Origin of the sequence: Halovivax ruber XH-70 (assembly GCF_000328525.1) — an archaeon.
Classification (GTDB): domain Archaea; phylum Halobacteriota; class Halobacteria; order Halobacteriales; family Natrialbaceae; genus Halovivax; species Halovivax ruber.
The window spans coordinates 3,101,168-3,124,883 of the sequence record NC_019964.1; the positions used below are offsets into that span (position 1 = coordinate 3,101,168).

Below are 23,716 nucleotides of genomic sequence, written 5' to 3' on the forward strand. Positions count from 1 at the left end.
TACTCGACCGCGGGTGAGGCACACGATTTTGCCCCTCCGTCTCCTACCGGGGGTATGGTCACTCCGTTGCTCGTCTTCCTGATCGCCGTTCCGGTCGGGATCCAGCTCCTGTTGGCCGCGTTCGTCCACTACGACGCCGGTGACATCGGGATGAACGCCCGGAAGTGGGCGGCGATCGTCGGGGGAATTCCGATCGCCGGCCTGGCGATCTACCTGCTGGCCCGCAGCGAACACTTCTACGATCCTGCCGACGATCCCTTTCGCGAACATACCCACGAGATTCATCCCTCCAGACGGGACGAACCGGTCGATCCGGCCGCGACACAGTCCGGGACTGATCGAGGATCCGACGGTGACGCGACGTCGTCTGCGGCGCGACAGGCCGACAGCGGTGATGCAGCCGACGACCATCGAGACAATTCCTGATTACAGCGCGCCACCCGGCCGGGAGAGTAATCCCACGTCGGAACGAGACAGCCCGTATGGACGCGCCCGTTTCCTGGTCGTTCGATCCAGCCACCAATCCGACGCTCCGGTGGCTCGGATGGGGTCAGCTGGTGCTGGTCGACGGCTGGGCGGTCCTCGGGTCGATACTGCTGCTCGCGTCCCCCATCGTTCCGACTGGAATCGGCCCCATCGCCGGTTTCGTCACGGTGATACTCACCATCGGACGCGCGCAAGCGTGGGTCGAAACCGACGGTACCTGGCTGGACGGCGTCGAAGCCGATCTCGATGCGGTCGCGAACCAACCCGTCCCACGACAGTTCTGGGGACGCTTCGAATCGACAGCCACGGCCGACAGTTTCGTCCCCGACGCGCCGGGGCAGACGCTATACGACCATCGCAGAATCGTCGCACCGGCAGCCGCCGCCCTTCTGGGCGGGCTCGGCTACGCCATCGGCTGGGTGCTGATCGGACCAATTGTGGTCAGCGTCGCTGTGGTCGCCGGACTCGCGGGCGGACTCCTTTCGGGACTGCTTGACCGAGGCCGCGCGAGTGGGGAGATCGATCCCGCCGACGACCGGGTGACCTACCGCGGTCGAACCCGGCCCCGGTCCTCGATCACGGACTGGTGGACGGTCCGCCTGGGCACGATCACTCTGCTTCGGTGTCGCGGCCCGCGCGGACTGGACGAACCGACGTGGCTCGCGGTCCCGACCGATCGAGCACCAGCCGTCGCGGCGGCGCTCGCGACCGAGTCAGCGACGAGTACTGCAACCGATCGTGACGCCAGCGGGCCGACAGGAGGTGGCCACCGACTGAGACTGAAAGCCGCCATCGTCGGAGCCGAGGTCGCACTCATCGGCGTCGGTGCCGGGTTCGCTGGACAGTACGTCCACCCGGGGACGACGTCCGGCTTCGTTCTCGTCGCGGTTTCCGGGGCCGCAGTCACCGCACTCCTCTCGATCGCGCTCCTCGTCGGCGTCGTCCGTGGCCGTGCTCGCCGGCGGACGACCCGCTAGTCGACCGATCGATCCTGACAGGCCCGAGTGTCGGTCCAACACGGATCCGCCCACACGACGGCCGGGACGACCGAATCTTGTCGACCCACGCCACGTCGCACAGCACCTATACCGTGCCAGCGGAATGGCGGTCCATGGCCGACGTCTACGACAAACTGGTTCGTGACGAGATTCCAGCCATCATCGAAGCCGACGGCGACGAACCGACGATCCACCGCGCCGACGACGCGGCGTACCGCGAGCGGCTGGCCGACAAGCTAGACGAGGAGGTCACCGAGTTCCTCGAGAGCCGCGACGTCGAAGAGCTGGTGGACATCGTGGAAGTCGTCCACGCGATCCGGCGTGCGCGCGGTGTGAGCCTCGAGGAATTTCAGGAGAAACGTACCCGGAAAGCCGATCGGCGGGGCCGCTTTGAAGAACGAATCGTCCTCGAACGAGTCGAACGCTCGTAGCGACAGCCTGGCGGATATCGATGCCGGCGGGTCACTCGGTGGGCGAAGTGACCGGACGTGACTCGGACGGACCACGGGACTGCCGCCACAACTAATTACGATCCCCGGGTCGAAGTAAACGCTTGATCTTCGGAAGCGTCCGACTTCGGGCAGTCGTCGAGCACGGCGAGGTCGACACCGTCCGCGTCGGGCGATGTATCGCCTCCATAACAACGCGGTCACGACCCACCTGAACGGACGATGTGGCCCTGGGAACACGTCCTCGTCGGCTACCTGGCGTACTCGCTGCTCGCGCACCTGTGGTGGCGCGACGGGCCGAGCGGGCTGGAAGCGATCGCCGTCGCCGTCGGCGCGCTCCTTCCCGATCTCGTCGACAAGCCGCTGGCCTGGGAGTTCGGCGTCTTCCAGTCGGGCTACGCCATCGGCCACTCGATCTTCTTCGCACTCCCAATTTCGCTCGCCGCCGGCGTGCTCGCCAGCCGGCTCGGCAAGCTCCGAGTCGGCGTCGCCCTCGCCGTCGGCTACCTGCTCCACCTGCCGGGTGACCTCCTCTACGGCTTCGTCCAGGACCGCGTCCTCTATCTACAGACTATCAGCTGGCCGTTCGGCACGGCTCCACCGGCCGGCGACCCACCGGGCTTTCAGGAACGGCTCACCTACTTTCTGAGTGGCTATCGCGAGGAACTCGCGAGCGGCGACCTCTCGACGTACGTCCTGATACAACTCGGACTGGCAGGACTCGTCGTGGCCCTCTGGCTCTACGACGGCGCACCGGTCCTCCGCGAGTGCCTCCGGGCTCTGAAGCGCCTTGGCCACCGGTTTCTGGCGGTTATAGGGTGACGCGGAACGGGATGGGCGCGGTGTCGCTGTCGGTGGGCCTTGCCGGGTCAGATCCGATGCGAGCGAAGAAGCGAGAGTATAGTGAAGCGCCTCGAAAAACGCGAACGCCGAAGCGGTGAGCGATAGCATCTCAATCGACCGCCAGTGCAGGTGGTGCCTGCGGAGGCGGCCTTTTTCATCGAAGTTTTTCGCGACGGGTCGCGCGAAGCGCGATCCCGATCGCGCAAAAAGTTCGTTGTTCAGTCCTCCGGATACATCGACTCGATACGATCCTCGAAGCGATCCGTGATCGTGCGGCGCTTCTTCTTCATCGTCGGCGTCATGAGGTCGTTTTCCTCGGTGAATTCGGTGCCGACGAGGCGGAACTTCTTGATGGTCTCGTAGTCCTCGAAGTGTTCGTTGACGCGATCGACTTCGTCGCGAACGTACTCGCGAACGCGGTCGTGGGTACAGGCGGCCTCCGGGTCGTCGGGCAGGTCGATGCCCTCCTCGGCGGCCCACTCGCGGACGTGTTCCATGTTGGGGACGACCAGCGCGGAGACGAACTTGCGGCCGTCGCCGACGACCATGCACTGTTCGACGACGGAACTCGCGGCGAAGCGGTCCTCGATGGGGCCGGGGGCGACGTTCTTGCCGGTCGAGAGGACGAGGATCTGTTTGGCGCGCTCGCGGAATTCGATGTAGCCGTCGGGGCGTCGGTGGACGATGTCACCGGTGCGGAACCACTGCCCCGCGCGTTCGGGGGTCTCGAGTTCGCCGTGGACCTCGCCCGGCGCCTCGTCGATGTACGATCGCTCGGTGGCGCCCGGTTTGTTCCAGTAGCCCTCGCTCACGTTGGGACCGCGGACGACGAGTTCGCCCACCTCACCGGGGTCGCTGGCGAACGCATCGTCGTCGACGATGCTCTCGTCGACGGTCGTCTGGATGTCGACGACCGGTGGGCCGATCGTTCCGACCTTCGGGAAGCCTGGCGGGTTGACCGAGACGACGGGTGCGGTCTCCGTGAGGCCGTAGCCTTCGTAGATCGGCAGGCCCATCGCGTGGTAGAGCGAGCAGAGTTCGGCCGAGAGGCTGCCGCCGCCGCTGATGAGCATCTCGATGTTGCCACCCAGGGCGTCGCGAACGGTCGAGAAGACGAGTTTGTCCGCGAGTTTGCGTTTGACGTCGAGGATCGGACCCGGGGAGTCGGTCTCCTGGTACTCGACGCCGACGTCGACCGCCCACTCGAAGATTTTCTCCTTGATCGCGGACTCGCTGGCCTGTTCGCGGATCGCATCGTAGATCTTCTCGTAGACCCGGGGGACGCTCGTCGCGCTCGTCGGTTCGACGGCGGCGAAGTCGTCCTGAAGGGTGTCCGGACTCTCCGCGTAGGCGACGCTGGCGCCACTGCCGAACATGAGGAAGTGACCCGAGGTTCGTTCGAAGACGTGTGCGAGCGGGAGGTACGAGACGACGCGCGTGTGTTCGTCGATCGACGGGACGTCGTCCGGCGTCTCCGGCTTGCGAGCGACGCGTTTGCGCACCTGCGTGACGTTCGCCCGGAAGTTTCGGTGGGTGAGCTGGACGCCCTTCGGCTTGCCGGTCGTCCCGCTGGTGTAGATCAGGCTCGCCAGATCGTCCATGTCGGGTTCGTCGAGCCACTCGCGGTAGGCCTCCGGATCGAAGACGTCGCTGCCGATGTCGTAGACCTCCGCCAGCGTATAGACGTCGTCACGAGCAGTCGCTTCGTCGACGGTGTCCATCGTGACGATGAACGAGAGGTCGAGTTCGTCCTCCACTTCGAGGACGCGATCGAGCATCTCCCCGTTCTCGACGACGACGGCGTCAGCACCGGCGTCGCCGAGGAGATACGAGACCTTCGAGGTGGACGAGCCGGCGTAGACGGTCGAGACGACCGCACCGATCGAGAGGAGCGAAAAGTCGGTCTGGGCCCACTCCATGCGCGTGTTGGCGAAGATGCCGACGCGGTCGCCACCATCGATGCCCAGCTCGCGAAAGCCGGCCGCGAGTTTGCGAACGACGTCGCGCATTTCGCCGTACGTGATCGTCTCCCACTCGCCCGGTGGCGCCTGCGGGAGGATCGATCCAGTAATGGTCCGGTCGTAGATCCCGCCCTTGTAGAGCTGGGCGGGTCGATCCGGGTAGCGTTCCGCGGCGTCCTCGAACAGCCGGCCGAGGGTCGTCTCTCCAGTCACCTCGTCCTCGTAGTCGCGTTCCGTCGCCAGCAGGTCCATACTCGCGTGAGAGTCCCTCACGCATGATAAAGCCTGAGGATCCGGTTACCTATTTATCGGCGTTTATTCGCCGCCTGCTGGCGATCGACCCGGTGCAAGATCTGCAGCGATCCGAAGGGATAGTGTGGCGGCGGGCGGACACCCGCCGCAACCGTCGTGGACGCCTTACACAGGCATTTTACCCGTCAAGAGACGTCAGCACGCCGCGGACGTTCATCGAGACCTCACCACGGGCTTTCGTCTCGCCCCAGACGCGATCGAGGTCGGTCGCGTCCGCGAAGTGGTCGATCACGGCTTCGTCGGCACCAAGTTCCGCGCGCTTCTCCCTGACCGACTCGACCCAGGCGGAGAGCGTCTCCGCGTACGCATCGAGGACGTCACCGGTCTCGCGAGGGCCGAAGTGCGCGAAACAGAGCGTCGAGCGATCGAGGTCACGAATCGTCTCCACGTCGGCCAGACACTGCGCCAGGTCGAACTGCGGCGGCGGCGAGGTGGGCCGGATCTCGTCGATGGCGGGCACCCAGATGCCGGCCCCATCGGCGGTGAAGACGGCGTCGTTCGCGGGATCCTCGAAGACGAAGTGGTGCGGGGCGTGGCCAGGTGCGGCGTGGGCGCGCAACTCGTGGGTCCCGAGGTCGATGACATCGCCATCCTCGTACGGTTCCATCCGATCCTCGGGCACCGGCTTCGGTTCGACGTAGTAGCGCCACTGGTCGCCGACCGCGGCCTTCGTCCCCTCGACGAGTCGCGACGGGTCAGTCACGTGGCGCGCGCCGTTGTGCGGGGCGTACACCGTCGCGTTCGGACACGCCTCGGCGAGGAAACCCGCCCCGCCGGCGTGGTCGAGATGGACGTGCGTCAGCACGATCGCCGCGAGGTCGTCGTGATCGATCCCCACCTCCTCGAGCGCGGCGAGGATGCGCTCGTAGTTCGTCCCGATCCCCGAGTCGACGATCGCCGGCCGCTCGTCGTCGATAAGGTAGACCGACCCGTACTCGGCCGTGTCGTACATCCCCGTATCGACGTAGTGGAGGTCCGTGCAGTCGCCGACCGTCACCCGGGTAACGTCGCCGATTCCCATACCACGATAGGGGACGGGCGGGGGCAAAAAGACTAGTTTCTCGGTCGGCCAGCAAGCGATCGGGGTCGTTTCGGGGAAAGACTGATGTGTGGTACCGACGAACACAGTGGTACTCGTGTACACGACCGACATCCGTGAAGACCCCGATCGCGGCCGCGCAGCGACGGGGCCACTCGATGGGTCGGGATGCGATCACGAGCGAACGGTGTACGTCGAAAGCCGCGCTGGCGGGTCGCTCACCTGCCAGGAGTGCGGGACCGTGATCCCGGACGACGACCGGGGCGACAGTAGCCCCGAGATCTCGGCTACCTGTCGCTGGGTACTCACCCGCGACGGTGGCCGGTACTGACGGGTTCCAGTTCCCTCGACCCACCGACTCGCTCACCCGCAGACCACTCGCATTCTCGGTCGGCTACCGCCGGTTTCGTCGCTCCACGGGCTCGGCCACTCGGATGGACGTTCGCTGAATCAGTCGTTCACTGGACCAGTAGCCTGATGTAGCCTATCTTCGAACGAACAGGCGACCGTGTCGCCATCGACCGTCCTCGCCAGACTTGAGACGGCCGCGATCGTCGCAATCGGCGCGTTCGCGGGGGCAAACCTCCGTTTCGCCGTCGGCGACGTCGCCGGTTCGCTCGGCGGGACGCTCGCGGTGAACGTCCTGGCCAGCCTTCTGCTCGGGTTTCTCGTCTACGAGACGTATTATACGCCGGCGATCAGCCGGAAAGCGAAACTGCTCGTGACGACCGGGTTCCTCTCGTCGCTGTCGACCTACAGCGCGTTCGTCCTGGAGACGACGACGGGGGGCGGATCGGCAGACAACGGATTGGCGTTCGCGGATCCGATGCTCGCAATCGGCTACGTCGGAGCAACCTACGCGCTCGGTTTTGCAGCGGTGCTCGTCGGGCGATGGTTCGCGAGTCTCGTGGGGAACGGCCGCGACGAAGCGCCCACGGGAGGTGCGTCGGCATGAACGGATCTCGGGGTGTCGGCGCGTGATCGAGGCCCTCCTCGCGCCCGATCTCTCGCCCGCCCACCTCGTGGGGATCGGCGCGGCGGTCGGCGCCCTCCTCCGCCACTGGATCTATACCGAGATCGCCGGGGACGAGTTCCCCTGGCCGACGCTGATCGTCAACGCCCTCGGGAGCTTCGCGCTCGGCCTCCTGGCGTTTGGCGGGGTGGGACCCGCGACGATGCAGCTCCTCGGCGTCGGACTTTGCGGGGCGTTCACCACCTTCTCGACGTTCTCTGTCGAAACGGTGGGGCTGTGGGAGCGCGGCGAGCGGCGGGCGGCGACGACGAACGCCGTCGGCACCCTCGTCTGCTCGCTGGCCGGGCTGGGCGTGGCCGGTTGGCTCGTCGGATGAAGGAAGCATCGGCAACCACCCGAAGTGTTCCAGAACCGGGTTCGCGAGGGGACTCCCCGGAGAGCGAGGGATATTTGGGCCGTCTGACCCTCGTTCCGACTATGGACCTCACGCAGCGCCCCCGCCGGCTCCGGAGCGATCCCGTCCGGGATCTCGTCGGCGAGACGAGCCTCTCGCCGTCGGACCTGATCGCCCCGATCTTCGTCGACGCGACGACGGACGAGCGCGTCCCCATCGAGTCGATGCCGGGTCACGAACGCGTCCCCGTCGACGAGAGTGTCGCCCGCGTCGAGGAGGTGCTCGCGACCGGCGTCGAGGCCGTCATGGTCTTCGGTATCCCGCGCTCGAAGGACCCAACCGGGACCCGCGCCTGGGCCGAGGACGGCGTGGTTCAGGCGGCGATCCGCCGCATCACCGCCGAAACCGACGCGACCGTCTTCACGGACGTCTGTCTCTGCGAGTACACCGATCACGGCCACTGTGGCCCGCTGGAGGACGGACTGGAGGCGGCACACGCGGCCGAGGGGGAGGGAGACAGCGACGGGGAGGCGGACGCCGACGGTACGTCCGGCCCGGGTATCCCACACGGGCATCGCGAACCCACGCTCACCGTCGACAACGACGCCGCCATCGAGAAACTCGCGCAGGTCGCCGTTTCGCACGCCGAGGCGGGCGCCCACGTCGTCGCTCCCAGCGCGTCGATGGACGGGATGGTCGGTGCGATTCGCGAGGGGCTCGACCGAGAGGGCTTCGAGTCGGTACCGATCATGTCCTACGCGGCGAAGTACCGGAGCGCATTCTACGGCCCGTTCCGCGACGCCGCGGACGGCGCGCCGTCCTTCGGTGATCGGCGTCACTACCAGATGGATCCCGGGAACGCCCGCGAAGCTCGCCGTGAGGTCGCGCTGGACGTCGAAGAAGGTGCGGACGTGCTCATGGTCAAGCCTGCCCTCCCGTACCTCGACGTGATCGCCGACGTTCGCCGCGAGTTCGACCACCCCGTCGCGGCGTACAACGTCTCCGGCGAGTACGCTATGCTCCACGCCGCCGCGGAGAACGGCTGGCTCGATCTCGAAGAAACGGCGTTCGAGTCGCTCCTCTCGATCAAACGCGCCGGCGCGGATCTGATTCTGACCTACTTCGCCGAAGACGTCGCAGACGGACTATCTGAGAAGCGCCCCCAGGCCTAAGATTCTACGATATATTCACAGCCGCAGTGAATATCTGTTCGATATTAGTCGGGTTTGGCCAATGAATTAATAGGTCTTCGTTCAGTACCCGAGATATGAACGGCAGGCAATCACGACGGGCAGTACTGCAGGCAGTGGCGGGTTCGGGCGTCGCTCTCGGCCTCGCAGGATGTACGAGTTCGATTCCGGGGATGGGTGGGGACGAATCGTCGGCCGGCGAGCCGTGCAGCGACGCGGGCGAATACGTCGAAGCGGTTGTGGATGGCGACGCCGAAGCAGCCATCGAGTACGTTCCCTACGAGTACGACACCGAAACGAACAGGGAAGAGGTCCTCGAGCAGTACGAGCCGAGTGATCGACAGCAAGAAAGGTTCGATGCGATCGACGTCGGCTTCGAGTGCGAAGAGAACCGAGAACTCGACGACAGTGAGATCGACGACCTCGACGCGGACCTCGGCGACCACGAGATCACGGCCGCACACGAGCTCTCGTTGACGGTGACGATGTCGGGCGAGTACGACGGCGAGGAGATCGACGAGGAGCAAGAATCGACCGGAATCATCGTCGCAATCGACGGCGATGGCTGGTACATCTGGGAGGAGTGAGACGACGGGCGACAGCACCCGAAACACCGATTCGTTCAGGCTGGGCTGGAGGGAGTTCGTCACACAGCGCCGGTGAGCGATGGATGGCCCCTCGCAACGGAGAAGCGACGAATCGGTCCCGGTGAGCGAATCGGATTACTCCTGTCGAATCGAGTCGACCCATTCCGGTTCGGCGAGCGTGACGTCGTCGACGGCGAGGTGGTGGTTCGTTCCGACTGCGAACCGATCGCTTCCCACAGCCGCGAGCCGTCGACGGAACCTCGGTACATCTTTGCCGCCTGGCCGACAACCGGCGAGTATGAAACACGACCGGTCACGCACGCTGTACGATCGGGCGCTGTCGGTGATGCCGGGCGGTGTCAACTCCGCCGTCCGGGCGGCGATCGAGCCCTACCCGTTCTTCGTCCGCAAGGGCGACGGGGGTCACGTCATCGACGCGGACGACAACCGCTACGTCGACTGGGTGATGGGCCTCGGCCCGTTGCTCCTGGGCCACGACATGCCGGAACAGGTACGCGCAGCGATTCAGCGCAAAGCGAGTGAAGGGCCCATGTACGGCGCGCCGACCGAGGTCGAGGTCGACCTCGCCGAGTTCGTCACGCGCCACGTCCCGAGCGTCGAGAAGATCCGATTCGTCAACTCCGGCACCGAAGCGACGGTCTCGGCAGTCCGCCTGGCCCGCGGCCATACCGGGCGGAACAAAATCGTCGTGATGCAGGGTGGCTACCACGGCGCCCAGGAGTCGACACTCGTCGAGGGCGACGCCGAGAACCCACAGCCTTCCTCCGCCGGCGTCCCGCAGTCGTTCGCCGAACACACCCTGCCGGTCCCCTTCAACGACGGGGAAGCGATGGAGGCGGTCTTCGCCGAACACGGCGACGACATCGCCGCGGTCCTCACCGAACCCATCCTCGGCAACTACGGCATCGTCCACCCGCAAGAGGGGTATCACGAGTTCCTCCGCGAGATCACCCGAGAGCACGGGTCGCTCCTGATCTTCGACGAGGTCATCACCGGCTTCCGCGTCGGCGGCCTCGGCTGCGCGCAAGGGCGGTTCGATATCACGCCCGACCTCACCACCTTCGGCAAGGTCGTCGGCGGCGGGTTCCCCGTCGGCGCCGTCGGCGGGCGCGCCGAGATCATGGAAGACCTCACGCCCGCGGGCGACGTCTTCCAGGCCGGCACCTTCTCCGGCCATCCCGTCACGATGGCCGCCGGACTCGAAACCCTTCGATACGCCGCCGAGCACGACGTCTACGACCACGTCGATCGCCTCGGCGAGCAACTTCGCGGCGGGCTCTCCGATATCGTCGCCGACCAGGCACCCGAGTACACCGTCGCCGGCACCGGGAGTATGTTCAAGGTCATCTTCACGCGCGACGGGGCAGAACCCACCTGCGCCGCGGACGTCAAACGCGCAGAAACCGACCGCTGGCGGCGCATCTTCTGGGAAGCGATGCTCGAAGAGAAGGTATTCCTCTCGCAGAACCAGTTCGAGTGCCAGTTCGTCAGCGCTGCCCACACCGAAGACGACGTCGAACGAACGCTCGAAGCGTACAAGGAAGCGCTCTGATATCGGGACGCGAACGACGCGTGGAGGGCCGGAAGCGGCGTCGATTACGCGTCGTCGGACGACGAGTCGCCCTGCGAGTCGCCGGCAGACGCGCTGTTCGACGCCATGCCGATACCGACCGAGGAGCCGTCGGGAAACGAAACCGAGACGGAGGCCTCGTTGGGCGGCTCTGCCGTCGTCGCCCGGACAACGGCGCCTTCGGCCGTCAGTTGCTGGGTACACATATCGTCGCCGTCGTCCGCCTCTTCCAGGCTGGTGCTAACCGAGATGGCGCCGTCGTCGTCCAACGAGACGTCCGAGACGGTGAGCTGGTGGCAGCCGTCGGGCGCCTGGGCCTCGATCGCGATCGCTCGTGACGACCCGTAATCGGTCTCGCGAAGCGCAGTCGCGGCCGGCCCGTTCGGTTCGATCTGACCGGAGGCACTATCGAGCCAGGATTCGACGTCCTCGACGGACGTGAACAGTTCGGCCCTCGCTTCGGCCGGGGGTTGGGAGTGACTGTATCGGACGAAGCCAGCGGACTCGATCCCGTCGGCCGCCTCGATCGACGAGAGGACCGAGCTGTCGTCCTCGTCGTCGGTCGATCCGTTACTGGCGGGCTCGTCCGACGAGTCAGTATCGCCGCCGATCACGCCGCCATCGGTCAAACAACCGGCGCTGAGCGCGACGAGCGCCGTCGATGCGCCCAGTACCTCGCGTCGTGAGAGTCGTTCCATACATCCGCGTACGCAACCCGATAGTGAAGAAGTATTCCTAGGTGAAAGAGATATTTTACCAGTACATGTCAGACAATTCCACCGTTTCGGTTTGGATATCGAATCGAACGCCGCCGAACACCCCTCGGTGAGACAGCCGTCCCAGTCGTGGCTGCGAGCAATCACCGGACAAACACGGGTCCGTCGGCGCCGCCAACCCGCTGACTCCCGCCTCAGCCCGATATCGAGTCTCGGAAGATTTATCCGCATTCCATCGCAGGTTGAGCGCAGACCTGTACGCACACGGGAGAGATCTTGGACCGGTACCGAGGGCAGGGACGGCTCGAGGGCTCGATGGGGCGTACATGGAGGACACATAAATGACAGAAAACACAGACGAAGTCGCGAAGACGGACGGCGGCGACGTCACACGCGAGGAGGCGTCGTTCGTCGAGTACGGCATCGAGGACAAACCGCCACTCGGCGAGTCGATCTTCCTCGGGATGCAACACTACCTGACGATGGTCGGCGCGTCGGTCGCCGTCCCGCTCATTCTGGCCGCAGAGATGGGAATGGGACCCGGCCCGACGGCTCGACTTGTGGGAACGTTCTTCGTCGTGTCCGGAATCTCGACGCTGGCGCAGACGACCGTCGGCAACCGGTATCCGATCGTCCAGGGTGGGACGTTTGCACTCCTAGCGCCGGCGGTCGCGATAATCGCGGCGCACGGTGGCCCGTGGGAAGTGACGATACTACAGTTACAGGGAGCGGTAATCGCAGCCGCACTCGTGCAGGTGTTCCTCGGTTACTCGGGCCTGCTCGGGCGCCTAACGAAGTACCTCTCGCCGGTCGTCCTCGCGCCGGTGATCGTCCTGATCGGGCTATCGCTGGTGAATGCCCCCGATGTCACGCGGACCGACCAGAACTGGTGGCTGCTCGGACTCACGCTGTTCCTCATCATCCTCTTCTCACAGTATCTGGACAAGTACAGTCGGTACGCGAAGCTGTTCCCCGTCCTTCTCGGTGTCGCCGGCGCCTGGATCTTCGCCGGCGCTCTGACCGTTCTGGGCGTCTTCACCGAGGCGACGCACGTCTCCGGGGCGAACGACAGTAGCCTCGGATACATCGACTTCTCGCAGATCGCCGACGCGACGCTCGTCCAGCCCATCGTCCCGTTCCAGTGGGGCATGCCCGAGTTTACCGCAGCGTTCGCGATCGGGATGCTCGCGGGGATCTTCGCCTCGATACTGGAGAGTATCGGCGACTACTACGCCGTCGCCCGGATTGCCGGTGTCGGCGCACCGAGCCAGAAGCGGATCAACCACGGAATCGGGCTGGAGGGACTCAGCAACATTTTCGCCGGTATCATGGGTACCGGGAACGGTTCGACCTCCTACGGGGAGAATATCGGCGCGATCGGAATCACCGGCGTCGCTTCCCGGTACGTAGTCCAGATCGGTGCCATCGTCATGCTGATCGTCGGGTTCTTCGGGCCGTTCGGCGCGCTGATCACGACGATCCCCAGTCCGATCGTCGGCGCGCTCTACATCGCCATGTTTGGCCAGATCGCTGCGGTCGGGCTATCGAACCTGCGGTTCGTCGACTTAGACGCATCGCGGAACGTGTTCATCGTCGGGATCGCACTATTCGTCGGACTGGCGCTGCCGAACTACTTCGGCGGGTTCGATAGCGCAAGCACCTTCCAGGAGACCGCCGAGACCGCCGCGATCGTCGGACCGATCTTCGCACAACAAGTCGTCTCCAACACGATCTACGTCGTCGGATCGACGACGATGGCCGTCGGCGGCCTGATTGCGTTCATCCTCGACAACACCATCGAGGGAACTCGTGAGGAGCGGGGGCTCACCGAGTGGACACAACTCGCCGAGGACGAGTCCGAGTTCCAGACAGTGTTCGACCGCCTCCGTTCTTCCGACGACTCCACGGTAGCCGACACGGCCGACTGATCCGACACGACGTTCACACCACGTTCTGTCCCGGTTCGGACCGCACACATTCTTACCCGGCCCGTCCCCAGTGAGTGACGATGCCGAACAGGTCGGGGCTAGAACTCGAGGCGGGCGAGCGGTTGCGCTACCGTGGTGACCTCCGATTCGGCGGGGAGGTGGCGGTCACCGACGATCGGCTGCTCGTCGTGCGTCCCGACGAGCGACTCAGCGTCGCCTACGAGCGGATCGACGAGGTTGCCCACGAGGGCTTCGACTGGTTCCTCGGGCTCCTGAGCGTATCGCTGGTCGCCTTCGGCCTGTACGGCCTGACGCGAAACCCGGCCCTGGGCGCGTTCTTCGTCCTGGCCGGCCTCTGGAGCATCCACCGATCGTTCCGACGCCGCGACCTCGTCCGCGTCCACGTGCAGGACGAGGCGAAACCGGTCACCATCCATCCGACCGCGATCGACGACTGTTTTGGGGCGCTCGAGGCCGCGATGGATGCGGCCCGCGACACTGCCGACGCAACGTGACGACCAGTCCCACACCGTGAGTCGGGCAACTCCATAGCGTGCGGTTTTCGTACCCTCGGCCCGGAGAGGGAGACATGAAATCACGGGGGACACTTCGGCTGGCGACGCGCGGGTCGCTGCTCGCCAGACGACAGGCAGGGATGGTCGGCGAGCGACTCGAAGAACGGCGCTACGACGTCGACCTCGTCACGGTCGAGACGACCGGCGATCAGCTCGCCGACGAATTGATCCACCGGCTGGGCAAGACCGGCGCGTTCGTCCGCGAACTCGACGAACGGGTGCTCGACGGCGACTGCGACGCGGCCATCCACTCGCTGAAGGACGTCCCCACGGAGCAGCCCGACGAACTGGTCACCGCAGCGGTCCCCGAACGCGGGCCCGCCGAAGACGTCCTCCTCACCCCCGAGGGGACCACGCTCGACGACCTCCCGCGAGGCGCCACCGTCGGCACCTCCAGTCTGCGCCGGCGCGCGCTCCTGCTCGACCAGCGGCCCGACCTCACCGTCGAACCCCTCCGTGGCAACGTCGACACGCGCATCGAGAAGCTCCTCGCCCCCACGTTGCAGGCCGAACACGAGGCGCGAACAGAGGCCGACAAGGAGCGCAAGGGCCACGCCGGCGACGAGGACTTCGAACCCGAATACGATCGAACCGTCGAAGAGTGGTTCGACGACCGGTCGGAACTCGAGAAGGGCGCGCTCGGCCGCGAGGTCGAAACCGAGTACGACGCTATCGTCCTCGCCAGAGCTGGCCTCGAACGCAGCGGCCTCGCCCACGCGGTCGACTTCGAGCCCCTGTCGCTCACGACGTTCGTGCCCTCGCCCGGCCAGGGCGCCCTCTGTGTGACGGCGACCGACGGCGAGACCGCTCGCGAGATTCAGTCGGCGATCGATCATCCCCGAAGTCGGGTCGAGGTGACCGTCGAACGGACGATCCTCGCAACCCTCGGCGGCGGCTGCATCGCCCCGCTGGGCATCCACGCCGTCGTCCAGGGCGAGTACGTCCACACCGCCGTCGCCGTCTACGATCGCGACGGCGAGACGTCCGTGAAAGCGACGCGTGACCTCCCGATCGAGACGCACGCGACCGCCGCCCGCGAGTTCGCCGACGAACTCGCCGACCGCGGCGCCGCCGAGCTGATCGAGGAGTCCAGAAAGGAACTCGAGGACGACGGCGAGCCGGCGCCCGAAGACCAGCCAGAGGGCAAGTGATGGCACCGGACACGGCATCGGCCCAACGATCGGCGGGCGACCGCCCACGTATCGCCGCCTTCAGACCGGCCGACGAGCGACTCGACCGCGCGGCCGACACGCTCCGCGGCCTCGGCGCCGAACCCGTCACCGACCCGATGCTGGCCGTCGAGCCGACCGGTGAGGCACCCCGGTCGGGCGCCGACTACGTCGTCCTGACGAGCAAGACCGGTGTCGAACTCGCCGCTGACGCCGGCTGGGAGCCCGGCGCCGCTACCGTCTGTGCCATCGGCCCGGCGACCGCCGACGCGCTGGACGAGGCCGGCTATCAGGTCGACGTCGTCCCCGAAGAGTACACCTCGAACGGACTCGTCGAGACACTCACCGCCGAATCCGACATCGACGCGGCATCCGTCGAGATTGCCCGGAGCGATCACGGGAGTCAAGTGCTCATAGACGGCCTGGCGGACGCGGGTGCGACAGTCCACGAAACCGTCCTGTATCGACTCGTCCGACCCGCAGCAAGCGGTGAGTCAGCCGAACTGGCCGCAGCCGGCGAGCTCGACGCCGTCTGCTTCACCTCGTCGCTCACCGTCGAACACTTCCTCGCCGCTGCCGACGAACGCGAGGTCGGCGCGGCCGTGCACGACGCCCTGGACGAGGTCGTCGTCGGCGTCATCGGCGCGCCGACGGCCGAGACCGCTCGTGACCGCGGAATCGACGTCGACGTCGTCGCAAGCGAGGCCACGTTCGAGACGCTCGCACGCGAGACGGTGGCCCGACTCGACGAGCGAACCACGCGATAGCGACGGCCCACGGACGGAGGTAACGATGGCAACGCTCGCTGAGTGAACCAAGCTGTTCTCGAAAAATCGGAGCGAAAACCGCGATTCACCGATCAGATCCGGGTCGGTGAGTAGCGACGGATCGCGCTCGCTCGTCCGCAGACTACTCGTCGGTGAGTCGACCCGTCAGGTACGACGCGGCGGGGTCGACCATCTTCCACAGCGCGCGGGCGATGAACGCGACCGGGACGAGCGCTGCGAGGAGGAAGAGTCCGTCGTAGAGCCACATCGGCCCGTCGACGAGGGTGACGAGCGGGACGAAGCCGCGGTGCAGTGTCAGGACGGCTGCCAGCACGAGTGTCCAGACGGTTGCGGTCACGCCGGGTTCGCGCACCTCGCGCGGGCCGTCGAACGCGCTGCGGACGTACCACGGGATAACCATGGCGACGTACCCCAGCACGGCCGCGATCGAGACGGCGAGGACGCCGTTCGCCAGCGCTGTGAACGCATCACCGGTCGCGTTCAGCCCGGGGAGCAAACTCAGCAGGAACAACACGACGATGATCGCCAGACCACCCAGGACGGCGCTGGTGGCCTTGCGAAGCGCGCGCTCGTCGTGCAGCGGTTTTCGCCACGATTCCGGCGTGAGCGGCCCGTGACCGATCGGATCGTCGGACCCGGTCGGCGGATCGGCGCTCCCGCTCTCGGTCGGAGGACTGTCGGCTGTCTCGCTCGCGTCGTCCGCGTCGGTCGACGCGTCGGCAGTCGATTCTGTACGGGGCATTGCACTCGGGCGGTTCGGCGGAGTCGGTGAAAAGGCCCCGATGGTTCACCACCGTTTTCCCTGCTGAACGGTCCTGAACGGAGGACAGTCCCTGGTTGAAGACCGCCCCGGGGAGATCTGTATCGATCGAAACGATCCCAGCTCGACGCCTCCATCGGTCCACGGGTTTATGACCGAAGCCGCCCGACCCCAACCCAATGGCAGGACCGGTCCCTGAGCTCGAAGATCGCGCGGCCGCGTGCGCGGAGCGACTCCACGAGGCCGACCGCGTCCTGCTCGCATCGCACATCGACGCCGACGGCCTCACCAGCGCCGCGGTCGCTTCGAGTGCGCTCGAACGTGCGAGCGTGCCGTTCGAAGTCGTCTTCGAGAAGCAACTCGACGAGGACGCGATCGCACGCATCGCCCGGACCGACTACGAGACGGTCTGGTTCACCGACTTCGGCAGCGGGCAGTTAGACATCATCACCGACTACGCCGCCGACGGCGGATTCACGCCCGTGATCGCGGACCACCACCAGCCCGCCGACGCCGACACCGAGTTCCACTGTAACCCGCTCCTCGAAGGACTCGACGGCGCGAGCGAGTTGTCGGGAGCCGGCACGGCGTACCTCCTCGCCCGCGAACTGGCCGGCTACGGCCCGACCGAATCGGCTGGGGCGAACGAGCGCAAATCGGGGCCGAACCCACCCACCGACCCCACGATGACGGACGGTGGCACCGTCGCGACCACGACACGGGCGGACAACCGCGACCTGGCCGCCCTCGCCGTCGTCGGTGCCGTCGGCGACATGCAGGCCTCCGGTGGCGAACTCCACGGCGCGAACGCCGAGATCGTGGCCGACGGCGTCGAAGCCGGGGTCCTGGAACCGACGACGGACCTCGCCCTCTACGGCACGCAGACGCGGCCGCTCCCGAAGTTACTCGAGTACGCGACCGACGTGCGCATTCCCGGCATCTCGAACGATCAGCGCGGAGCCATGCGCTTTCTCGACGGACTCGACCTCGAACTGCGAGACGATGCGGGCGAGTGGCGCCGGTGGGGCTATCTCACTGCTGACGAACAGCAGACTGTCGCCAGCGCACTCGTCAAACACGCTATCTCCCGCGGCGTCCCCGCCGGCAAGATCGATGGCCTCGTCGGGACGAGTTACCAGCTCACGGCCGAAACGACGGGAACGGAGCTTCGCGACGCCAGCGAGTTCTCGACGCTCCTCAACGCGACCGCGCGGTACGACCGCGCCGACGTCGGGCTCGCCGTCTGTCTCGGCGACCGCGGCGGTGCGCTCGAACGCGCCCGCGAGTTACTCCGTTCACACCGCCGAAACCTCTCGGAGGGAATCGACCTCGTGACCACGGAGGGCGTCACCAACGAAGGGCACGTCCAGTGGTTCCACGCCGGTGACCGCATCCGGGAGACGATCGTCGGCATCGTCGCCGGCATGGCGCTCGGGAACGAGGGCATCGATCGCGATCGACCGATCTTCGCGTTCGCCGAGAAGAGCGACGAACCCGACGCCGTCAAGGTCTCCGGTCGCGGCACCCACACACTCGTCCGCCAGGGTCTGGATCTCTCCGTCGTCCTCGGCGAGGCCGCCCGCCACGTGGGTGGCGACGGCGGTGGACACGACGTCGCGGCCGGCGCAACCGTCCCAGCGGGACGCGAACCCGACTTTCTCCAGCGAGCCGACGAGCTCGTCGGCGAACAACTCGGCCAGTAACGACGGCCGATTCGACCGCCACGAACACAGTTCGGTTGCGATCCTGCGAACTCGCTGCCCGAGCGGCGCCGATACGTGCAGAGAACGACCGATAGGTGCGGATCGCTGGCGCATTCGTATTCAGCAACCACCAGTACCATCTCAATAAGTCGGGAAGCAGAATTCGATATCGCATTATGCAATATATCGTATAAGGAGATGGGCCATGGAAAAGGCAGGACCCGCCAACCAAGCGGCAAACGGCAGCGCTAACGCACCAGTTCCGACCACGGCCATCCCTGCGCTACCCCATCAGACGAACTGTTCGATGTGCCAGCCAGCGCAGTGAGACATCGAACGAGCGAGGCGGTGAGAGGAAGCCGAATAGCTCGAGCCCGCACTCAGTGAGCTAACCGACTGTAATCAGCAGAGGTGAGAACAGACTGTGCCATGGTATCGGACAGTCCGAATGACCTATTCAGAGACCAGCGGTTCAATCGTCGACGGCGGCGGACATCCTACCGATAGCACACAGCCAGTTCGAAGCTTCTGGCACCCGAGACGTGGCCGAGACCCCATCGATCACCAAACCAGGACCGGGTGCATCGTACATATGTCCCACGCGCAGCGAGAGAGGCCCGAAGCGAGAGGTTCTGAAGAGGGAGACGGGTCGAGCCAGACCGCGCGTAGACCCGGCCGGCCCCACACGGGCAGAAACCGGGTTCTCCAGAGTCCAAAGAGTCGGAGCGTGCGGGCCCTGACCCCACTTTCGGTACGAAGCGACAGCACCGACAGCCACCCAGATCCTCCGTCGATAGGGTAGTTGGTTCGCGCGTGCATGCGACTACGAGTGCTGGCCAGCCCGCAACCAGTTTGTCCGCCCCGAAATCAACAGATATCGTCGTCGACGTGACTGACCGCTCGCACAGCTGCGGCGAAGACCGGCCAAGTGGCGAGCGTTAGAAGCTAGTTCTCCGCAGGCAGCGGAGCGAGCCACCCTAAAATCGAACCAACCCCGTACAGCACCAGCCCCACCTTATATAATGAATCCCATAATGCGATACCGAATTAGACACCGGAGGGCGAGCGCCGTGACGGGGCACCCACCTCATCAGAGCGTGGAGTCGATCAGAATAAAACACCGAATTCGCGACAGAATCGTCTCGTAACACCTTCGAGAGGGGCGGAAAACAGCGAAGAGCAGGGCCGAGACAGACAGGTGTAGCGCACGCCCGACTGGCACCTACGACACCGAGTTGTCGTCCGATCGGAGCAATCGACAGGCGTCTATCGGGTCCGAGATATCGGGAAGTCGGCGGTGAAACGCGTCCAGAATCGACCGAAGTTCCGTTTGCAGGTCAGCCCTCGTCGAGACGCGGGCGAGAACGTCGGTGGCCGTACACTCACCGATTGCATACCGGAGACGCAATTCCCAGCATCGATCGATCCCCAACTTCGCATCCGTCGGCTCGGGATCGACGCAAACCCCTTCCACCGAGAGCCCCAGATCCGTGTGCCGGTAAACGACCTCGTCCGGCGTCATCGAAACGACCGCCCAGCCTGGCGGGAGTAAGTCGTCTTGCAGGGAATCCCATTCGACCGACATCTATGCCGACGGATGCCTGCGGGGAGAAAGTGGGTTCGGCTTGCTCACGCAACACAGCTGGGTCGAACTGGCCTCGAACGGATGCGCGTTCGGAGGTGATGAGCTGTCACCGTCCGATCGTCCGACTTTTAGCCGCCTGGCACGTCGAAACCGGTATGGCCGACTTCGATCCGGAACTGTTCGAGGACAAGTACGCGAACTACTTCCCAGAACTCCAGCAGGCGTACAAGAACGCGTTCACCCGGATGAACGACCGCTACGACTCGCAACTGGTCCACGGGATCGACCAGCAGGTCCTGAACGAGAGCGAACCGTTCTACGAGGGCGACGGCGAATTCCGTATCGAATTACCGGACGATCCGTACGATCGGCTCCAGGGCGTCGTCGTTCCGAAAGAAAAGTTCGAGGACGTACTCGCGGTTCACGTCGAGGAGATCGAAACGGAGCTCCAGCGAGTGTTCGGGTTCGCCTGAGAAAATCGCCGCGTTCGAGAATCGCCAGCCCGCATCGAGCCGGCCGTCGGTGCCCGAACACGGGCGACGGAAGGCCTAAGGAGGTTCGCACCCAATCGAGTGCTATGAGCACGGAGACTCAGGACGGAGACGACCTGGAAGAGCGCGTCGCCAACTTCCTGCGGCGTAACTTCCCGCAGATCCAGATGCACGGGGGAAGTGCGGCAGTGCAGAACATCGACCGCGAGTCCGGAGAGGTCTCGATCGCGCTCGGCGGTGCCTGCAGCGGCTGTGGGATCTCGCCGATGACGATCCAGGCGATCAAGAGCCGGATGGTCAAGGAGATTCCCGAGATCACGCAGGTCAACGCCAGTACCGGCATGGACGGCGGTGGCGGCATGGGTGACGGCGGAATGAGTCCGTCGTTCCCCGGCGAAACCGTCGACGACGAAGAAGGCGACGACGAAGGGCCGCAGGCACCGTTCTAACGCGTTCGACTCGTTTCGCAGGTCGTTTTCACACTCACGGAACCCACCGAGAACCGTGTATAGAGACGAAAGCCCAATTTTCCGCCCAATAGCGTTGCCATAGTCGCCACTCACTCGCCACCGAGTGACGAGTGCCACTGGACCAGGGCTAGCGGCCGAATAGCGTGCACGCCCAGATTCGATATCGTGATATAGAGTGTATTCATGGCAGAGAGTTTCGAAACGTCCCGGACGAGCCCACACAGACCAGGTGTATCGACCGCACTCGTAGAGCAGATCAACAGTCCAAAGACGCCCCTCAATGATCGACTGCCGCGGCCCGTTTGTGACAGCTGTGGCGATCGCCCGATTGCCCGATTACCGAGAACGAACCGATCCGATCGACACCAACCGGTCAAGGACTAGGGCAACAACGAAACGTGAAGGCCACCACCCGAGCCGGAAAGGACGACTTCTCTCTGCAAGACCGCTGCCAACGTGACTCGATGACGAGCGACACACACACACACACACACACACACACACACACACACAATCCTCCGGCGTGTTGCCTGCACCGCAGGAACCACAGCGTGCACAACCCCCTCGACCCAGTCCACCACCATCCGCCAGGACCGAGAGTGGACCACGAATAGCCAGGCAATCCAAACAGTGTCACCGGAACGCCCCAACCCGACCAAGTAGTGTGATCGAACGGGATCAACACTCACAGAAGACGATTCGTCCGATACCTAGATTCAGTGCAACCCCCATAGCCGCCCAGTCGGCCAGGGGCGTAGACGAGACTCGCGTGCGCGAGGAAATGGAGCGGTTCGCTGTCCCCCCTGCCGGTTCGCTTCTCACGAGATCACTAGAGCGACCAGCCAGTAACCAACCCCACAGAGCCCCAGAACAGGCAACAAACATCGGGCAAGACCTCCAACCGCAGCACCCATTTATATATTGAATCTCATTACGCTATACCAAAATTCACGACGGAGCCCGATACCGACCGATCGAAATGATGGCAGTCGCCAACCAATACGGGCCTATTCGTCCAAAACAAGCCAATAAGCATTCCAAAATACCTGATAAAGGACAATATTGAACAGATAGCTCCAAAGAGGAGAGAATTTAGCCGATCGTTTCGGAGGGAGTCCGTCGCGACGTGAATTTGCGGCCGCAGTTTACCGAAGGTCCTGACCGCGCTCCCAGGTTCGAATCGTGGTGGCGAGCGTCCGATTCGTCGGGGTGTCGACTCCCAGTTCCTCGCCTCGATCGACCACGTAGCCGGAGATCGCGTCGACCTCGGTCCGAGCGTCGGACTCGACGTCCTGCAGCATCGACGAGCGGTTGGCCGCAGTCGCCGTCGCGACCGATTCGACGGCACCAGTCGCCTCGGTGTCGGTTAGCTCGACGCCATCAGCGCGGGCTACCTGCGCGGTTTCGCGGGCAGCGGCCGCGGCGAGATCGGCAGTTGGTGGGTCGAGGATCGCGCCGTTCTCGACGCGGGCGAGTGCCGTGACGGGGTTGATCGCGGTATTGACGGCGAGTTTTCGCCACAGTCGCCGCGGCATGTCCATCGCGACGGTCGTCTCGATGGCGGCTGCACCGAACGCCGTCCCGATTCGATCGGCGAGCGGACTGGACCCACCGTCGCGCGGTCCCAGTGCGAGTTCGCCGATACCCGTGCACTCGACGCGGCCAGGCTCGACGAACATGGCCCCGTACGTGATCGTGCCGGCGAAGACGGGGCAGTCCAGGTGAGTTGCGAGCGTCGCCTCGTTTCCCATCCCGTTCTGCAGAGAGAGTGCGGCGTCGAGCGAGCCGGTTGCGAGCGTCCGGGCCGCTGCGTCCGTGTCGAACGCTTTGACCGTCACGACGGCGAGATCGGCGTCGAGGCCGGTCCCATCGGTCGTCGCCGTCGGGAAGACGTGGGCATCGAGTTCGCCATCGATCCTGAGGCCGTTGCGCTCGATTCGATCGACGTGTGGATTTCGGCCGACGAGCGTGACGTCGTGCTCACGCGCGAGCAGTCCCCCGACGAGACTGCCGAGACTGCCTGCGCCGAACACGACGATGTCCATACCGGAGCCTACCGCCCCCGATCAATAGAAGATTCGGTCGCCTCGCCTCGGTCCGGCGGCCGCAGAGCGATTCGATCCGTGAGGCGATTCAGTCCTCGGTCCAGTACATCAGGTCTTCCTTCTCGGTGCCACAGTTGGGACAGGTTCCCGGAAGGCCATCGCTCAACTCACCCATCTCGCCGCAGTTCGTACAGCGCCACATGAGTTCAGCCTCGCCAAACGCTTGCCCGGAGCGGACGTGCTCGACCGACAGCGAGTCGATCCCCTCCCGCGTCGTCACGTAGAACCCGTCGTCGTCGACGCCGCGGACGGTCCCGAGGACGGTCCCCCGCTCGTCGGATATCGTCTGCCCGAGCGCGATCTTTGGCGCGTCTTCGACCGCATCGTTCCCCGCCGTCGTGACGTCACCTGTATCCTCCATGGATGGGGAGACATCGAACCATCGGGTAAACTTCCACCCGGAGTTGGCAAGGGGCTGCTGACGGCAAAGCGTACCACCGAGAGAGTCATACTCCATGCGGTAGCGGTGTGGTCCGAATCACAGTCACCGCGAGCGAAGCGCGGTTCGGAGGATGCGCGGTTCGGAGCGAACGACATGAGCGAGAACCGCGGGAAAGCGAGCGGTAAAACCGCGAGCTTGACGGCCGAGAACCGCGAAATGCG

Annotated in this window: 24 protein-coding genes; 17 read left to right on the top strand and 7 right to left on the bottom strand. The window is 65.1% G+C overall.

Annotation, left to right across the window (positions count from 1 at the left end; translation table 11 throughout):
• The first annotated feature begins 54 nt into the window (after positions 1-54).
• The 4 genes from HALRU_RS14925 to HALRU_RS14940 all read left to right on the top strand — a co-directional run bounded on the left by HALRU_RS14925 (position 55) and on the right by HALRU_RS14940 (position 2,755).
• Complete coding sequence (locus HALRU_RS14925) at positions 55-426, top strand: hypothetical protein (RefSeq protein WP_015302219.1); 372 nt, start codon at positions 55-57, stop codon at positions 424-426.
• A 56-nt stretch (positions 427-482) separates the two neighbouring features.
• Entirely contained in the window at positions 483-1,463 is a 981-nt protein-coding gene (locus HALRU_RS14930) for a hypothetical protein (RefSeq protein WP_015302220.1), read from the top strand.
• Between the two features lie 134 nt (positions 1,464-1,597).
• Positions 1,598-1,915 (top strand): nucleoside triphosphate pyrophosphohydrolase, encoded by a 318-nt coding sequence (locus HALRU_RS14935; RefSeq protein WP_015302221.1) that lies wholly within the window; start codon positions 1,598-1,600, stop codon positions 1,913-1,915.
• A gap of 240 nt (positions 1,916-2,155) precedes the next feature.
• Positions 2,156-2,755 carry a metal-dependent hydrolase gene (locus HALRU_RS14940; protein ID WP_015302222.1) on the top strand — a complete coding sequence of 200 codons (600 nt, stop codon included), beginning with the start codon at positions 2,156-2,158 and terminating at the stop codon, positions 2,753-2,755.
• A 239-nt stretch (positions 2,756-2,994) separates the two neighbouring features.
• Here HALRU_RS14940 and HALRU_RS14945 read toward each other — a convergent pair whose 3' ends face one another.
• Both HALRU_RS14945 and HALRU_RS14950 read right to left on the bottom strand, forming a co-directional pair.
• Positions 2,995-4,989 (bottom strand): AMP-dependent synthetase/ligase, encoded by a 1,995-nt coding sequence (locus HALRU_RS14945; protein ID WP_015302223.1) that lies wholly within the window; start codon positions 4,987-4,989, stop codon positions 2,995-2,997.
• A 178-nt stretch (positions 4,990-5,167) separates the two neighbouring features.
• Positions 5,168-6,070, bottom strand: a complete 903-nt coding sequence (locus HALRU_RS14950; protein WP_015302224.1) for an MBL fold metallo-hydrolase — start codon at positions 6,068-6,070, stop codon at positions 5,168-5,170.
• A 115-nt stretch (positions 6,071-6,185) separates the two neighbouring features.
• On the opposite strand from HALRU_RS14950, the gene HALRU_RS14955 reads away from it, so the two are divergent.
• The 6 genes from HALRU_RS14955 to hemL all read left to right on the top strand — a co-directional run bounded on the left by HALRU_RS14955 (position 6,186) and on the right by hemL (position 10,805).
• The gene (locus HALRU_RS14955; RefSeq protein ID WP_245547751.1) at positions 6,186-6,419 is read left to right on the top strand and encodes a hypothetical protein; all 234 of its coding nucleotides are present in this window, start codon (positions 6,186-6,188) and stop codon (positions 6,417-6,419) included.
• 177 nt (positions 6,420-6,596) lie between these two features.
• Positions 6,597-7,043, top strand: coding sequence for a fluoride efflux transporter FluC (locus HALRU_RS14960; protein WP_015302226.1), 447 nt, complete (start codon positions 6,597-6,599; stop codon positions 7,041-7,043).
• Positions 7,044-7,065: 22 nt separating this feature from the next.
• Positions 7,066-7,437 carry a fluoride efflux transporter FluC gene (locus HALRU_RS14965; RefSeq protein ID WP_015302227.1) on the top strand — a complete coding sequence of 124 codons (372 nt, stop codon included), beginning with the start codon at positions 7,066-7,068 and terminating at the stop codon, positions 7,435-7,437.
• 101 nt (positions 7,438-7,538) lie between these two features.
• Positions 7,539-8,627 (top strand): porphobilinogen synthase, encoded by a 1,089-nt coding sequence (hemB, locus tag HALRU_RS14970; RefSeq protein ID WP_015302228.1) that lies wholly within the window; start codon positions 7,539-7,541, stop codon positions 8,625-8,627.
• A 95-nt stretch (positions 8,628-8,722) separates the two neighbouring features.
• On the top strand, positions 8,723-9,232 hold the full coding sequence (locus tag HALRU_RS14975) for a hypothetical protein (RefSeq protein ID WP_015302229.1): 510 nt from the start codon (positions 8,723-8,725) through the stop codon (positions 9,230-9,232).
• 298 nt (positions 9,233-9,530) lie between these two features.
• Positions 9,531-10,805: a glutamate-1-semialdehyde 2,1-aminomutase gene (hemL, locus tag HALRU_RS14980; RefSeq protein ID WP_015302230.1), complete on the top strand. Its 1,275-nt coding sequence runs from the start codon at positions 9,531-9,533 to the stop codon at positions 10,803-10,805.
• 44 nt (positions 10,806-10,849) lie between these two features.
• Here the strand turns inward: hemL and HALRU_RS14985 are convergent, their stop codons facing one another.
• On the bottom strand, positions 10,850-11,521 hold the full coding sequence (locus tag HALRU_RS14985) for a hypothetical protein (protein WP_015302231.1): 672 nt from the start codon (positions 11,519-11,521) through the stop codon (positions 10,850-10,852).
• A gap of 359 nt (positions 11,522-11,880) precedes the next feature.
• On the opposite strand from HALRU_RS14985, the gene HALRU_RS14990 reads away from it, so the two are divergent.
• The 4 genes from HALRU_RS14990 to HALRU_RS15005 all read left to right on the top strand — a co-directional run bounded on the left by HALRU_RS14990 (position 11,881) and on the right by HALRU_RS15005 (position 15,978).
• Positions 11,881-13,467, top strand: a complete 1,587-nt coding sequence (locus HALRU_RS14990; RefSeq protein WP_015302232.1) for a uracil-xanthine permease family protein — start codon at positions 11,881-11,883, stop codon at positions 13,465-13,467.
• 80 nt (positions 13,468-13,547) lie between these two features.
• Complete coding sequence (locus tag HALRU_RS14995; protein ID WP_015302233.1) at positions 13,548-13,982, top strand: hypothetical protein; 435 nt, start codon at positions 13,548-13,550, stop codon at positions 13,980-13,982.
• A gap of 74 nt (positions 13,983-14,056) precedes the next feature.
• Positions 14,057-15,193, top strand: a complete 1,137-nt coding sequence (gene hemC, locus HALRU_RS15000; protein ID WP_015302234.1) for a hydroxymethylbilane synthase — start codon at positions 14,057-14,059, stop codon at positions 15,191-15,193.
• The gene (locus HALRU_RS15005) at positions 15,193-15,978 is read left to right on the top strand and encodes a uroporphyrinogen-III synthase (protein WP_015302235.1); all 786 of its coding nucleotides are present in this window, start codon (positions 15,193-15,195) and stop codon (positions 15,976-15,978) included. Before hemC ends, HALRU_RS15005 begins: the two co-directional genes overlap by 1 nt.
• 142 nt (positions 15,979-16,120) lie before the next feature.
• Here HALRU_RS15005 and HALRU_RS15010 read toward each other — a convergent pair whose 3' ends face one another.
• Positions 16,121-16,741, bottom strand: a complete 621-nt coding sequence (locus HALRU_RS15010; protein WP_015302236.1) for a hypothetical protein — start codon at positions 16,739-16,741, stop codon at positions 16,121-16,123.
• A 197-nt stretch (positions 16,742-16,938) separates the two neighbouring features.
• On the opposite strand from HALRU_RS15010, the gene HALRU_RS15015 reads away from it, so the two are divergent.
• On the top strand, positions 16,939-18,462 hold the full coding sequence (locus HALRU_RS15015; RefSeq protein WP_015302237.1) for a DHHA1 domain-containing protein: 1,524 nt from the start codon (positions 16,939-16,941) through the stop codon (positions 18,460-18,462).
• A 1,222-nt stretch (positions 18,463-19,684) separates the two neighbouring features.
• On the opposite strand, the gene HALRU_RS15020 is transcribed toward HALRU_RS15015, so the two are convergent.
• On the bottom strand, positions 19,685-20,047 hold the full coding sequence (locus HALRU_RS15020) for a hypothetical protein (RefSeq protein ID WP_015302238.1): 363 nt from the start codon (positions 20,045-20,047) through the stop codon (positions 19,685-19,687).
• 155 nt (positions 20,048-20,202) lie between these two features.
• Between HALRU_RS15020 and HALRU_RS15025 the strand changes: the two genes are divergently transcribed.
• On the top strand, positions 20,203-20,520 hold the full coding sequence (locus HALRU_RS15025) for a DUF5783 family protein (protein ID WP_015302239.1): 318 nt from the start codon (positions 20,203-20,205) through the stop codon (positions 20,518-20,520).
• Between the two features lie 104 nt (positions 20,521-20,624).
• Positions 20,625-20,987 carry a NifU family protein gene (locus HALRU_RS15030; RefSeq protein ID WP_015302240.1) on the top strand — a complete coding sequence of 121 codons (363 nt, stop codon included), beginning with the start codon at positions 20,625-20,627 and terminating at the stop codon, positions 20,985-20,987.
• 1,166 nt (positions 20,988-22,153) lie between these two features.
• On the opposite strand, the gene HALRU_RS15035 is transcribed toward HALRU_RS15030, so the two are convergent.
• On the bottom strand, positions 22,154-23,053 hold the full coding sequence (locus HALRU_RS15035) for a ketopantoate reductase family protein (RefSeq protein ID WP_015302241.1): 900 nt from the start codon (positions 23,051-23,053) through the stop codon (positions 22,154-22,156).
• Between the two features lie 88 nt (positions 23,054-23,141).
• Complete coding sequence (locus tag HALRU_RS15040; RefSeq protein WP_015302242.1) at positions 23,142-23,474, bottom strand: DUF7130 family rubredoxin-like protein; 333 nt, start codon at positions 23,472-23,474, stop codon at positions 23,142-23,144.
• Between the last annotated feature and the right edge of the window lie 242 nt (positions 23,475-23,716).